15 protein-coding genes are annotated in these 12,827 nt (G+C 58.0%); 5 read left to right on the forward strand and 10 right to left on the reverse strand.

Features of this window, described 5'->3' with window-relative positions:
* Positions 1-79: 79 nt before the first annotated feature.
* The 4 genes from L991_RS14875 to L991_RS14890 all read right to left on the reverse strand — a co-directional run bounded on the left by L991_RS14875 (position 80) and on the right by L991_RS14890 (position 2,572).
* The gene (locus L991_RS14875; RefSeq protein WP_047396827.1) at positions 80-652 is read right to left on the reverse strand and encodes an SRPBCC family protein; all 573 of its coding nucleotides are present in this window, start codon (positions 650-652) and stop codon (positions 80-82) included.
* Between the two features lie 68 nt (positions 653-720).
* Positions 721-1,143 carry a ProQ/FINO family protein gene (locus tag L991_RS14880; protein ID WP_028450484.1) on the reverse strand — a complete coding sequence of 141 codons (423 nt, stop codon included), beginning with the start codon at positions 1,141-1,143 and terminating at the stop codon, positions 721-723.
* A 96-nt stretch (positions 1,144-1,239) separates the two neighbouring features.
* A complete protein-coding gene (locus tag L991_RS14885) occupies positions 1,240-1,500 on the reverse strand; it encodes a hypothetical protein (protein ID WP_047396828.1) in 261 nt (86 codons plus the stop codon).
* 133 nt (positions 1,501-1,633) lie between these two features.
* A complete protein-coding gene (locus tag L991_RS14890; RefSeq protein WP_047396829.1) occupies positions 1,634-2,572 on the reverse strand; it encodes a carbohydrate kinase family protein in 939 nt (312 codons plus the stop codon).
* A 194-nt stretch (positions 2,573-2,766) separates the two neighbouring features.
* Between L991_RS14890 and L991_RS16700 the strand changes: the two genes are divergently transcribed.
* Both L991_RS16700 and L991_RS14900 read left to right on the forward strand, forming a co-directional pair.
* Positions 2,767-3,936, forward strand: a complete 1,170-nt coding sequence (locus L991_RS16700; RefSeq protein ID WP_052190941.1) for a GGDEF domain-containing protein — start codon at positions 2,767-2,769, stop codon at positions 3,934-3,936.
* Positions 3,937-4,070: 134 nt separating this feature from the next.
* On the forward strand, positions 4,071-5,342 hold the full coding sequence (locus tag L991_RS14900; protein WP_047396830.1) for an O-acetylhomoserine aminocarboxypropyltransferase/cysteine synthase family protein: 1,272 nt from the start codon (positions 4,071-4,073) through the stop codon (positions 5,340-5,342).
* 56 nt (positions 5,343-5,398) lie between these two features.
* Here L991_RS14900 and L991_RS14905 read toward each other — a convergent pair whose 3' ends face one another.
* Positions 5,399-5,920, reverse strand: coding sequence for an AAA family ATPase (locus L991_RS14905; RefSeq protein ID WP_028450489.1), 522 nt, complete (start codon positions 5,918-5,920; stop codon positions 5,399-5,401).
* A complete protein-coding gene (gene pnuC / locus L991_RS14910; protein WP_047396831.1) occupies positions 5,917-6,486 on the reverse strand; it encodes a nicotinamide riboside transporter PnuC in 570 nt (189 codons plus the stop codon). The genes L991_RS14905 and pnuC overlap by 4 nt, the downstream gene beginning before the upstream one ends.
* 192 nt (positions 6,487-6,678) lie before the next feature.
* Here pnuC and proB point away from each other — a divergent pair, with 192 nt between their 5' ends.
* The gene (gene proB / locus L991_RS14915) at positions 6,679-7,800 is read left to right on the forward strand and encodes a glutamate 5-kinase (protein ID WP_028450491.1); all 1,122 of its coding nucleotides are present in this window, start codon (positions 6,679-6,681) and stop codon (positions 7,798-7,800) included.
* A 57-nt stretch (positions 7,801-7,857) separates the two neighbouring features.
* Positions 7,858-9,273 carry a tetratricopeptide repeat protein gene (locus L991_RS14920; protein ID WP_047396832.1) on the forward strand — a complete coding sequence of 472 codons (1,416 nt, stop codon included), beginning with the start codon at positions 7,858-7,860 and terminating at the stop codon, positions 9,271-9,273.
* Between the two features lie 27 nt (positions 9,274-9,300).
* Here the strand turns inward: L991_RS14920 and L991_RS16705 are convergent, their stop codons facing one another.
* Both L991_RS16705 and L991_RS14930 read right to left on the reverse strand, forming a co-directional pair.
* On the reverse strand, positions 9,301-9,882 hold the full coding sequence (locus L991_RS16705) for a CNP1-like family protein (RefSeq protein WP_052190943.1): 582 nt from the start codon (positions 9,880-9,882) through the stop codon (positions 9,301-9,303).
* Between the two features lie 37 nt (positions 9,883-9,919).
* Positions 9,920-10,936, reverse strand: coding sequence for a cation diffusion facilitator family transporter (locus L991_RS14930; protein WP_081986712.1), 1,017 nt, complete (start codon positions 10,934-10,936; stop codon positions 9,920-9,922).
* 76 nt (positions 10,937-11,012) lie between these two features.
* On the opposite strand from L991_RS14930, the gene L991_RS17885 reads away from it, so the two are divergent.
* Positions 11,013-11,135, forward strand: coding sequence for a hypothetical protein (locus L991_RS17885; protein WP_255350796.1), 123 nt, complete (start codon positions 11,013-11,015; stop codon positions 11,133-11,135).
* Between the two features lie 15 nt (positions 11,136-11,150).
* Here L991_RS17885 and L991_RS14935 read toward each other — a convergent pair whose 3' ends face one another.
* Positions 11,151-11,849 carry a DsbA family protein gene (locus tag L991_RS14935; RefSeq protein ID WP_047396833.1) on the reverse strand — a complete coding sequence of 233 codons (699 nt, stop codon included), beginning with the start codon at positions 11,847-11,849 and terminating at the stop codon, positions 11,151-11,153.
* On the reverse strand, positions 11,843-12,709 hold the full coding sequence (locus tag L991_RS14940) for an MBL fold metallo-hydrolase (protein WP_028450495.1): 867 nt from the start codon (positions 12,707-12,709) through the stop codon (positions 11,843-11,845). Before L991_RS14940 ends, L991_RS14935 begins: the two co-directional genes overlap by 7 nt.
* Positions 12,710-12,827 lie beyond the last annotated feature (118 nt).

The raw sequence follows: 12,827 nt of genomic DNA on the forward strand, positions 1-12,827 counted from the left end.
AGAATTAAACAAAAAAGCCAACCTTCGGGTTGGCTTTTTTGTTTTGCGCGCTCCATTTCAAGACGTCACTTGTAAGACCCTAGCGCGCCACCTCAATCTGTGGGGCGGAAGCCAGCTGCATTTTGCTACGGCGTAGCATCTCTTTCTGCATGGCCGCAAATTGCTGCTGCATCTGCTGTTGCACATACTGCTTACCCAGACTGGCCATCCAGCCCGAGGCTGGCTGCCAGTCGGCGGCATAGCTCATGGTGGTGGATTGCGCCTGCTGTTGCAGCTGCATACGGCTACTGAAGGCGCCTTGCTGCGCATCCAAGCTATGCGCCACAATTTCCTCCAGGCCGATTAATTCGATCTCGCGAGTGGAATTGAGCGGCCAGCTTAATAAGCCCAGCTGCAATTGGCCTTCCTGCTGCACCACCCAACGATTGGCTTTGCGGCTCAGCACCTTGCTGCTGCTCATGTTCGGCATGAACTCGCTCATATGCTCAAAATCACTGAGCACTGCGAAGGCCAGCGGCTTGGCCACAGGCACACTAAATTGTGCAGAGAAATATAAATGCCCATTGCGCTCGGTGCTTTGCACAGCAATGGGAGCCAAGTCTTGCGCCCAGACCGGCCCAATAAGCAAGATGGCGAGCAATAAACGGCGCATATCCCCTCCTGCGCCCACCGGCAAATCCGCTGGGCAAGTGACTGCCCGCAGCAGTCCGGAGGTTCAGTTTAGTGGCGCGAAAATTTCTGCGCCAGCTGATTCAGCTTTTCGGCACGTTTGCGATCGGCCTCAGCAGCCGCTTCGGCGGCCTGCTTGGCACGGCGCTCGTCCGCTGCTTTTTTGAAATGCTCATGCAGGCTGGTAGCCGCGAATTCACGCTGCTCATCGGTCACAGCATCGGCCTTGCTGCCATCGAGGTTATAACGCTCGGTCGCGGTTTGCATGGCTTTCAGGTAGCGTACTGAGCGGGTATGCATCGACAAAGCACTGCGTAATACGCGGCGATTAATCTCTGGCAGCGCGGCAATCACTTGTTTGTCGATCCCGATCGCCAGCGGCTGGCAGTCACGGAATACCGCAAACTGTTTTTGCAGCTCTTTCAGCAAGCCAAAAGTAGTTGGGGTGGCGGGTTTGGTTTCTGGGGTGGTCATTCGATCAACGCTCGTCAAACAGTGGTTCTGCGAGCAGGCATTCTAGCAGATTCGCTTGCGATACCAAGCCTTGCAGATTGACGGCCGACTAAAGTCTTATGACCAGCGCTTACGCCGACGACCCAGCAAGGCAAGCGCACCAATCCCTAGTAAAGCCCAGCCCTCAGCGCCAAAGCGCCCCTGCGCCGGAGCAGTAGGCGCTGGGACGACAGTTTTTGGCAAGGCTGGCGCGGAGAGAGACACGCTAACAGCAGCCGGGTTGGCCGCCACAATCGCAGTTGTAGCCGCCACTTCAACCACTGCCGCTTGCGCTTGAGCGGCAAGCACGAAGGCAAACACCACAAGAATCTGACGCATGCTGGCACCTTAACAAAGTAATTTTGTTACGTAATATACCAGCAAGATAAGACAATTGCATTACCAATTACAGTCAGCGTAATGACGTGTAATTGTAGTCACAAACTGCGTCAGTACATTTTCAGCTTTAAATTTATGCTGGTAGCACCTGCCCGAATGCGGTCTGATATTGCTCAGCCAGTTCCACGCGAGTGAACTTGTGATTTTGCCCGCCTTGATGCGCAATCTTGATGCTACCCAGCAATGACGCCAGCCGACCGGTCGTGGGCCAATCCCAACCTTGTAGCAAGCCATGCAATAAGCCGGCCCGGAAGGCATCGCCACAACCTGTTGGATCCACTACGGCCGTCGCCGGTACAGCTGGGATCTGATGGCAGACGCCATTGGCATAAATCTGCGCACCTTGCGCGCCCAACGTAACGATCAAGGCTTCAACCTTGGTGGCCAACTGCGCAATACTAAGTCCGGTGGCTTTGCTGAGCATTTCAGCTTCGTAATCGTTGAGCGTTAAGTAGCTTGCGAGCTCAACCAATTCCAGCAGCTCTTCACCGCTAAACATCGGCATACCCTGGCCCGGGTCAAAAATGAATGGCACCTTAGCCGCAGCCAGCTGCCGCGCGTGCTCTTGCATGCCTTGTTTGCCATCCGGGGAAACGATCCCGATTTGGAATGGCTCTTTCACCATCGCTACCGTATTCACATACGACATCCCCATCGCGCCAGGGTGAAAGGCGGTAATTTGATTGTCGTCCAGGTCAGTAGTAATAAAACACTGTCCAGTAAAGCCTTCTTGCTCAGTAATGTAATCGCGACGAATCGCTTGCTGATCCAGCCATGTCGCGTAGAGATCAAAGTCTTTGCCTACAGTGGCCATGATCAGCGGCTCAGAGCCCAGCAGCTTCAGCGTATAGGCGATATTGCCAGCGCACCCTCCTAATTCGCGACGCATTTCGGGCACCAGAAACGACACCGACAAAATATGGATTTGCTCGGGCAGGATGTGCTTTTTGAAGTGATCAGGAAACACCATGATGGTGTCGTAGGCCATTGAGCCGCAAATCAGTGCAGACATGTTTTTCTCCTCAGTGTGGGCTGAATTATACGTGCTGAGATGGAAACACTGGCGTAATTTGCCCAGTACATTCGCTGTTGCAGCGCAACCACGGTCGGCGGGGATTTCTGGCCTTTCGTCGGAGCTGACTTTACGCTGACACCCAGTCTGGGCATAGTGCCAAACATTAGGGAAATTACTTATCCGCCGTTGGTATGCCGCTCGATCTATTCTCGCTGTCTTTACTTGCCATGTTGGCCGCCTGCCTAGGGGCCGGCATGTATCTGGGCCTTGCCCGGGGCCATCGCTCGGAGCGAGGGGTGAGCACGCTGGCGGCTGGCGGCGCTACGCATCAACTCGGCTGGCTGCTCTGGGCGCTCGCCACTTTTAATAGCCACCAATGGCTCAGCTGGCTGGGTGTGCTGTGTCTGTTGCTGGGTCAACTGGTGCTTTTGGCGGGCACCCGCCGCACTTTTGCACGCCCGGCCTTACTGGGCTGGTGGGGGGCCTTGGTCCCCTTGTGGCTGGTGGCCCTCATCATGAGCCTGAGTGGCCTGATTTTGCCGCACCAAGCGCCGCTGCTACATGCGCTATTGCTAGCGCCGCTGGCCTTCCAGATTTCCCGCGAAGCGTTTCACCCCGGTAATGACGAGCATTGGAGCGCTCCCCGCTGGCTGCTGGTCGGCTGCATGCAGGGTCTCTCGCTCACGCTAGCGCTAAGTGCCTTAGGTACCGCCAGTGGTGTGCTATCGCTGGAACGCGCCGCCAGCATTTGGGCAATCCTCGCCTGCCTGATCAGCCTTATCTTGCCGTATAGCTATCAACTGCTGGTGGCGCACCGCCTGCATGCCCGCCTCAGCAAACTGGTGCGCTATGACGCGCTCACCGGGCTCCTGAATCGCCGTGGCCTCGAAGAGCACGCCGGGCGCGAGCTGCATCGCGCCCGCAAGCACAATGGTTCGATGGGGCTGATGCTGATCGATATTGATCAGTTTCGCGTGGTGAACCAGCGGTATGGGTATGGCGCTGGTGATGTCGCACTGAAAAAATGCGCCCGCGAATTGCGCAAAATATTGGGTGAAGACGCCCTCATTGGCCGGATTGCGGGCGAAGAATTTTGCGTATTGCTCAACGATTACAATTCGCAGCAACTGCGTACTCTGGCGGTCGAAATCGAAATGAGCCTGCAGGCGCTGGCGATTGAGCATGGCGATCACTGCTTTCACCTTTCGGTCACACTGTCACTGGTGAAATATGGCCGCCATGGCTATCAGTTTGAATCGCTACTGCAAAAAGCCGAGGAAAAACTGCAGTACCGCAAAGGCAATCTGCGCGGTGAAAATCCAGCGGGTAGCGGCGCGATCACCATCACTCCGGCCGCCTAAGCCCCGCCCGCCAAGTCACGCTTGGCCCGACTTTGCCATAGATCAAGCGGCCACAAACTTAGTGCTAACAATCATTTAGCCGCCGATTTCAGCAGTGGTACAGTAGCCTCAACCTTAACCCGAGGATACGCCCAATGAAATTCGATACGCTTGCCATCCACGCCGGCTATAGCCCCGACCCCACCACCAAAGCCGTTGCAGTACCGATCTACCAGACCACCAGCTATGCCTTTGATGACACCCAGCATGGCGCTGATTTGTTCGATCTGAAGGTCAAAGGCAATATCTACACCCGCATCATGAACCCAACCACCGATGTGCTCGAGCAACGGGTGGCGGCGCTCGAAGGCGGGATTGGCGCGCTGGCGCTGGCCTCAGGGCAAGCGGCGATTACCTACGCGATCCTCACCATCGCCGAAGCGGGCGACAACATCATCGCCACCAGCGCGCTGTATGGCGGCACCTACAATCTATTCGCGCACACGCTGCCGCAATATGGCATCAACGTTAAATTTGTCGATGCAAGCGACCCACAAGCCGCTGCCGCGCTGATCGACGAGCGCACCAAGGCCATTTATTGCGAATCGATCGGCAATCCTTTGGGTAATGTCGTTGACTTTGCCGCCTTCGCCGCCGTCGCCCATGCCGGAGGCGTACCGCTGATTGTCGACAACACCGTGCCCACACCGTACATCACTCGCCCGATCGAGCACGGTGCCGATATCGTCGTGCATAGCCTGACCAAATACATGGGCGGCCACGGCTCCAGCATTGGCGGCATTATTGTCGATAGCGGCAAATTCCCGTGGGCTGAGCACAAAACGCGCTTCAAACGCCTGAACGAGCCGGAGGTCAGCTACCACGGTGTGATCTATACCGAGGCACTCGGCCCCGCCGCCTTTATTGGCCGCGCGCGCACGGTGCCGCTGCGCAATATGGGCGCGGCAATCTCGCCGTTTAACTCTTTCCTGATCTTGCAGGGGCTGGAAACACTGGCGCTACGGATGGATAGACACGTAGAAAACGCGCTGAAAGTGGCCGATTTCCTTGCGGCACACCCGAAAGTGGAATGGGTAAATTACGCAGGCCAAGCAGGCCACCCCAGCAAACCCTTGGTGGATAAGTACTTCGGCGGCAAAGCATCAGGCTTGTTGACCTTTGGCGTGAAAGGCGGTCGTGAGGCCGGTGCACGCTTCCAGGATGCGCTGCAATTGATCACCCGGCTGGTGAATATTGGCGACGCCAAATCGCTGGCTTGCCACCCGGCCAGCACCACGCATCGTCAGCTCTCGCCCGATGAACTGAAACGCGCCGGGGTTTCGGAAGATATGGTGCGTCTGTCGATCGGGATTGAGCACATCGACGATATTCTGGCCGATCTGGATCAGGCCTTGGCGCAAGCCTAAACCATAGGTATATCGCTACAGGCCAATTTTATTAATGCCTGCAGCGATATACCCAGCTAAAACTCAAACCCAGTCTGCCGCAGCGCCGCAACGGCCTGCTGGCAGCGGGCTTCGCCGCGGCCAGCCACCAGCGCAAACGGCACCTGCGCTTGCTCGAGCGCGGTTTGATAGCGCACTAGCAATGCATCGCGATCTAGCGGGTTTTCGCGCAGCGGGTCGGGCTGCCATGGTAAATCGGTGGCGGTGAGTAAATGCAGCTGATAATCCGCAGGCCGCCACAGGGCGCGTAATTCGGCTGGGCATTCGCCAAAGCGCACCTGCGCCCAAATGATGCAGACCAACACACTGGTATCGCATACCAACCACTCCGCCTCACTCGCCAGCTGCTGCTCCAGCGCCAGCTGACCATGAGCAATCGCCAGAATGTCATCCATGCTGTAGCTGGTGCGCCGCTGGGCGGCAAACCATGGGCGCGAAAACTCGGGCACCCATGGCGCGTGCAAAGTACGGGCTAACGCGCGGGCCAGACTGGTTTTGCCGCAGGATTCCGGCCCAACGATCGCGATTTTGCGGGTCATGCCGCCGCCAGCTCACGTTGCCAATTGCGCCAGCCCCATACCGCCAAGCCCGCCAGCAGCAGATACAGCACGCCGGTGATGTGCAGCGATTTGTAGAAATACACCCCGCTGGCCAGCAGATTGAGCACTATCCAGTACGGCCAGTTTTCTAGGCGTTTTGTCGCCTGCATCCACTGCGCCAGTAAGCCAAACACAAAGATCGCTGAATCGAGCACCGGCACATCAGTGGGCAAAAAATGAATCTGCAAATTGGCCACCGCCGCCGTGGCCAGCACGCCCACGCCATTAATCAGCCACCACTCATTGCGGCTGAGGCGCTGTACCGGCAATTTGACCACCGTGGTGGCGTCCAGCCGACGCTGCCGCCATTGCAGCCAGCCATACACCGCCAGCACGGCATACACCGCCTGCAGCGTGGCCTCGCCAAACAGATTAAATTGCGCAAACAGCCACACATACAGCACGCTGGCCACCAGCTGCAGCGGCCAGGTCAGCACATGCGAGCGCGCCGCCAAGGCGATGGCCAAAATAGTCAGGGCAAAGCCGATGATCTCCAAAGCAGTCATCCGGGTTCCTTCCGGGGCAAAAGCGCTAGTGTACCGCGCCCCAGCCAGCTGGCTAGTGGGGCAGTCCGCCTGCGGGCCGCAAATGCACTGTGCTTTGCGTCACCGCAAGTTGCGCCATGATCGGCCCAATTGCTGGCAGCAAGCGGCGTGGCTCACGGTATAATCAGCCCTAACCAATGCGGAAAGATCGCCATGACCCAAGCTGCCCTGCCACTCGCCCAACGCCTTGTTATCAAAGTAGGCTCCAGCCTTGTTACCAATGATGGTAAAGGCCTCGACCATCAGGCTCTGGCCCGCTGGGCCAAAGAGATTGCCGAGCTGGCTCGCCAAGGCAAACAGGTGGTGCTGGTGTCGTCTGGTGCGGTCGCCGAAGGCGTGGCCCGTCTGGGCTGGAGCAGCAAACCCACTGCCATCCACGAAAAACAAGCGGCCGCAGCGGTGGGCCAGATGGGCCTGTGCCGCGCGTACGAGGCGGCTTTTCAGGCGCATGGCCTCACTTGCGCCCAAGTGCTGCTTACCCACGAAGACCTGGCCGATCGCACCCGCTATCTGAATGCTCGGTCAACCTTGCTGACCTTATTGCAGCTGGGCGTGATTCCGATCATTAATGAAAACGATACCGTGGTCACCGCGGAAATTAAATTTGGCGACAACGACACTTTGGGTGCGCTAGTAACCAATCTGATTGAGGGCGACGCGCTGGTCATCCTGACCGACCAGCAAGGCCTATTCACCGCCGACCCGCGCAAAGACCCAGCGGCCCAGCTGGTGCAATTTGCCACCGCCGGCGATGAAAGCCTGGAAGCAATGGCCGGTGGCGCCGGCTCTAGCGTCGGCACCGGCGGCATGTACACCAAAGTGATCGCCGCCAAACGCGCCGCGCGCAGTGGCGCGGCCACCATCATTGCCTGCGGCCGCGAAGCCGATGTCTTAACCCGCCTGGCCAAAGGCGAAGCCATTGGCACCCAGCTCACCGCGCACACCACCCCATTGCATGCCAAAAAACAGTGGATTGCCGATCACCTGCAGCTCAAAGGCCGCGTCACGCTGGATGCCGGCGCCGTACGGGCGCTGAAACAAGGTGGATCAAGCCTGCTGCCGATCGGGGTGATCGCCGTGGACGGCGAATTTTTGCGCGGCGAGGTCGTGAGCTGTATTGATGCCAGCGGGCAAGAAATCGCCCGCGGTCTGATCAATTACAGCTCGCAGGAAACCAGCCGTATTCTGCGCAGCCCCACCGGCCAAATCGAAGCCAAGCTGGGCTACATTGATGAAGCCGAGCTGATTCACCGCGACAATCTGGTGATTTCCTAAGGTATTGCCCGCCAAGCCTTAATCAGCAAGCTTTACACATCAATACAAGGGTGAGGTATGCAAGATCCGGCGCAATTGGCCCAGCTGGCCCGCAGTGCAGCGCAACGCAATGACTGGGCGGCCGCCGAACAGCTGATGGCGCAAGCCCTGGCACTCGCGCCGCAGGTGGCGCCGCTGCACCTCAATTACGGCAATATCCTCAAACAACTGGGCCGGCTCGATGCTGCCCGCAGCGCCTACGAGCACGCCCTGTACTGGCAGCCGGATTGGGCCGATGCACATTACAATCTGGGCAATCTGGCACTCGCTCAGCACGACCAACTGGCCGCGGCCGAGCATTATCGCGCGGCAATCCGCAGCCAGCCCGACTATCTGCCGGCGCATTACAGTCTGGGCACCATCCTGACCAATCTGGGCCAGCTACCCCCCGCCCACCAGCATTTTGCTACCGTGCTGCAGCGCGAACCGCAGCATCTGGATGCGCTACACAATCTGGGCCGGCTGTATCGCCGCGAAGGGCGGCTGGACGATGCGCGCGCCTGTTACCAGCAAGTGCTGCAACTGGCACCCGAGCACGCGCTGGCCCGCTACAGCTTGGGCACCCTTGATTTGCTGCAAGGCCACTGGGCAGCCGGCTGGAAAGGCTATGAGGCACGCTGGGCGGCACTGGGCAAGGCTTATCCGGCGACTCCGCTACCACGCTGGCAGGGCGAAGCGGTAGCGCCTGAGGCAAAGCTCTTGGTGATTGGCGAGCAGGGCTATGGCGATATGCTGCAATTTGCCCGCTTCTTGCCGCAGCTTTGCACGCGCTTTGCGCAGGTGACCGTTTTAGTGCCCGCGGCTTTGCAACGCTTGTTGCAGCAGAGCTTTCCGCAGCTGGAAATCGTGAGCGAGCTGGCGAGCCACGCGGGCTTTACTCACCATATTCCGTATATGAGCCTGGCTGGCGCTTTGCAGATTAGCGAAGCCGATCTGAGCGGCGAAGCTTACTTGCAGGTTGATTCGGCCGAGGCGGCCCAGTGGCAAGCGCAATTAGCGCCGGGGCGCAAAATTGGGCTGGCCTGGCAGGGCAACCCCCAGCAAGTGGATAACGGCTGGCGCAGCATTGCGCTGAGCCAGCTAGCCCCCGTGCTGGCTCAGCCCGGTATTCAGTGGTGCAGCCTGCAACATGGCCACACCGCGCCGGCGCCGCTGCGGAACGACTTGCAACACAGCCCCGATTTCGCCGCCACCGCGGCCTATCTGCAGCAGCTGGATCTGGTGATTACCGTCTGCACCTCGGTTGCCCACCTCGCCGGCGCTCTTGGCCGCCCCACGCTGCTGCTCTCGCGTTTTGACGCCGACTGGCGCTGGCAAGTACAGCGCAGCGATAGCCCCTGGTATCGCTCGATGCAGATTATCCGCCAGCCGCAATTGGGGGACTGGGCGGCGGTGGTCGAACAAGTGAGGCAAGGGCTAGCAGCAAAGGCATAAAAAACGCCGCTGAGTGCGGCGTGGTATTTAATCTAGGGTCTCTAGAGTGCGCTCAGGCACCGGGAAATCAAAGCGGCGTTTGATCAGATCGGGGTTGTACGACTCAAGGAAAAAGCAAAAACGATCCGTCAGCGCATACTGCCACTGATTAAATCCACGCGTAATCTGCTTCCAGTTCACGGTTTTACCTACCGTCCAGGTTTGGTCAGGTTTGCCCCAAGCATAGGCACGATACTGCCCAGAATTGCAGTGCATCCCCTCGTAAATAACGCTTTTACTAGCGCCACTACCCGGCACAACAGCCACCACATACCGCACCACCTCATCGGCGCCGGGGGTCACTGAATCGAGCGCCAGATAGTATTTGCTGGATTTATTGCGCTCAGGAAAGCTAAATTCCTGCCATTTCTTCAGCTCGTTTAATTTAGGCGGCTGAATCAGGGCATTATCTTCTGCGGGAATTTCGGGTGGTTGATCAGAAAACCAATCCCAGAAATCGGCTTTACCACCTGTCCGTGGATCACGATTTGCGCCATTGGGGCTATTGGGCCCAGCCCAGCTGAGCGCCGAGATACTAAAAATAATCGCCAGAGTACATACTGAGCGCATCAAGATGATCCTTGTGTGGGCGACCGCTGGCCGCCGATTAATGCTCGATCCGCACAATGCGCACCGCTTCTCCTTCGTGTTCGCTATACCAGGCCGGCTGCAGCGTCACGTGGTCGATATGATATTGGCTCTCCAGCATCTCGTTCAACTGTAAAATCATCCGCGGCCAGTCGGCGGGCTCGGCGATGATCAGATGGGCGGAGAGTGCATTGCGCTTACCGCCGATATTCCAGACATGCAAATCATGGACTTCGCTGATGCCCGGCGTGGCTAGGATGGTGCGGGCCACGGCTTCTAGATCGACGCCATCCGGTACGCCATCCATCAATAAATGCGTCGATTTACTGAGCAAGGCCCAGGTCGAGCGCAGAATCAGCAAGGACACCGCAATCGAGAGGATCGGATCGATCGGCTGCCAGTTGGTAAAATAAATCACCGCCCCTGCCGCAATCGCGGCTACCGAGCCAAGCAAATCACCCAAAACGTGTATCAGCGCGGCGCGACTATTGAGATTGTCGTGATCATGCGAAAGCTGCCAGGCGGAAATCACATTCACCAGCAAGCCGATCACCGCGATCACCATGACCCCCATGCCATTCACCGGCGCCGGATGCAGTAAGCGCTGCACCGCCTCGACCATAATCCACACCACCAGCGCAATCATGGTCAGGCTATTGATCAGTGCGCCAATCAGCTCGGCGCGTGCATAGCCATACGATTTGGCCTGATTGGCCGGGCGCTGGCCAATCAGATTGGCGATCAGCGCCAACAGCAGCGCGGCGCTGTCGGTCATCATATGGCCGGCGTCAGAAATCAGCGCCAATGAATGCGCCCACCAGCCGCCAATCAGCTCGACAAAGGCAAAGCCGAACGTCACCACCAGTGCAATCAGTAGGCGTTTTTGCGAGCTGGGCACGCCATGATCATGATGATGATGGCTGTGATCGTGATGATGATCGTGGCAGGCATTGTGGCCACCGGGGCGATCGTGTGGATGCTGATGCAATACACCATCGGGATATTTCTTCGCCGTATGAGGGGTATAGTTCGCCATGCACTGTTCCATAATCTATTTCAAGATATACCCATGCAGGTATACCTAAACAGCCCACCCGCAGTGGTGCGAGGGCTTGGCTACAGTAGCACAGCTGGGCGTGCACCGGGCTGCGCCAGCGCAAAGCGCTACCAATCACTGGCTAGCGCCCAAGAAAAACGGCATCAAGCTGAGCTTGATGCCGTTGGTGTTTCGCTAGGTCAATCAGCCTGACTTAGCAGGTTTCTGGCGTACAAAATGCTGCGCTCGGTGCGACCGCCGCAGGCGTCAGCATAGCTAAGGCGCTCAAGGCCTGAGCAAACGCCGCCGGCTGCCCCAGGAACGGCCCGATATCGAGGACTTGGAATCGCCCTTCCCGCTCCAGCAATAGCGAAGGAAAACCGCGCAAGCCATGCTGCTGCATCAGCTGTTGCGTAGCGCGATAATGCGCCTCCACATCGCCAGCCAGCTCAGTCATGGCCGCGCTAAAGGCCACACTATCCAGGCCCAGCGCCGCTGCATGTTGCAACAAGACCGTGCCTTCGGCGATCCGCTCGCCTGCGGCATAGTGGGCGCTTTGCAAGCGGGCCAGCATCGCCCGCCCCAAGCCGGCCAGCTGCTCGGCCGCCAATATCGCCAAGGTAGGTGGAGTGGAATCAAACACCGCGCTGCTATCGCACAGCAAGCCATCAAAATACGCCGCGCCAAAGGGCTGGCCGGTCAGCTCGGCAATCCGCCGATCATGCGGAATCACATAATCGCGCAAGGCCGGGCTCACACTTTGCCGGTTTGCACCGGCCATCATGCCGCCCGGATGCAACACGAGCTGTACCGTAGGCAAAGCGGCAGCGGCTTCGATCAGCGGAGCGGCGGCATAACACCAGCCACACAGCGGATCAAACACATAATGCAGCGTGAGTTGCGGGCTTACCATTGCATTTCACCTTTGTTTACTTTGGCGCCGATCTCCAGCGCGATCCCCAAGCCGGCATCTGGATAAGCTTTTTTCATTGCCTCAATCAGCGCCGCGCCGTTGGCAGCTTGCGGCAATTGTTGCTCGAATGTTTGCAGGTAAGCCTTGGTGTAATCGATGGCGCTGATATCCATTTTCGCACCAGCCTGCATATGCCCAGGCACGACCACGGCCGGTTTCAGTGCGGCCATTTCATCCAATTGGGCAACCCAAGCTTTGCGCTCGGCGGCCGATTGCGTGTCGGCAGTCCACACGTGCAGGCCATTGAGCACACCCACATTGCCAGCAATGGCTTTGATCGCCGGAATCCACACATACGGGCGGTGCGCCAGCGCGCCAGTAGTACCGCGAATCTCGACCGCTTGGCCATCAACGCGCAAAGTGGTGGTGTTTAGCGCTTCAGGCACCACCGGTTGCACCGGGGCATTGGCCCCCATTTTTGGGCCCCAGAAAGCCACTTTGGCAGGCAATTTGGCCTTGATCTTGGCCAATACGGCTGGTGTCGCCACCACTTTGGCCTGTGGGAAAAATTGTTTCAGCGTTTCCACGCCGAAGTAGTAATCCGGGTCAGCTTGGCTCACCAGAATGGTGGTCAGGGTTTTGCCGCTATCGAGCACATTGGCAGCAATTCGCAGTGCATCGGCCTTGGTAAAGCCGGCATCGATCACCAGTGCTTCTTTCTGGCCGTAGACGAGCGTGGAATTCACATGAAAGCTCGCGCCATCAGCGTTATACACTTTCAACTGCAGCGGCGCCGTTTCGGCTTGGGCCGCGCCAAAGGCCAAGAGAAAAGAAGCGGCGAGTAAAGTTTGACGTACCATGGTGCAATCTCCTTGCATTTCGTTCGTGATTGAATGGACGCCAGTTTAGTTGCATGAGCTGCGCAGATAAATCGGCTAAACTGCGCAATATTGTTGCAAAAATCGAGCAGATAGCGAG

The sequence above is a fragment of the Chitinibacter sp. ZOR0017 genome, from assembly GCF_000799095.1.
Classification (GTDB): domain Bacteria; phylum Pseudomonadota; class Gammaproteobacteria; order Burkholderiales; family Chitinibacteraceae; genus Chitinibacter; species Chitinibacter tainanensis.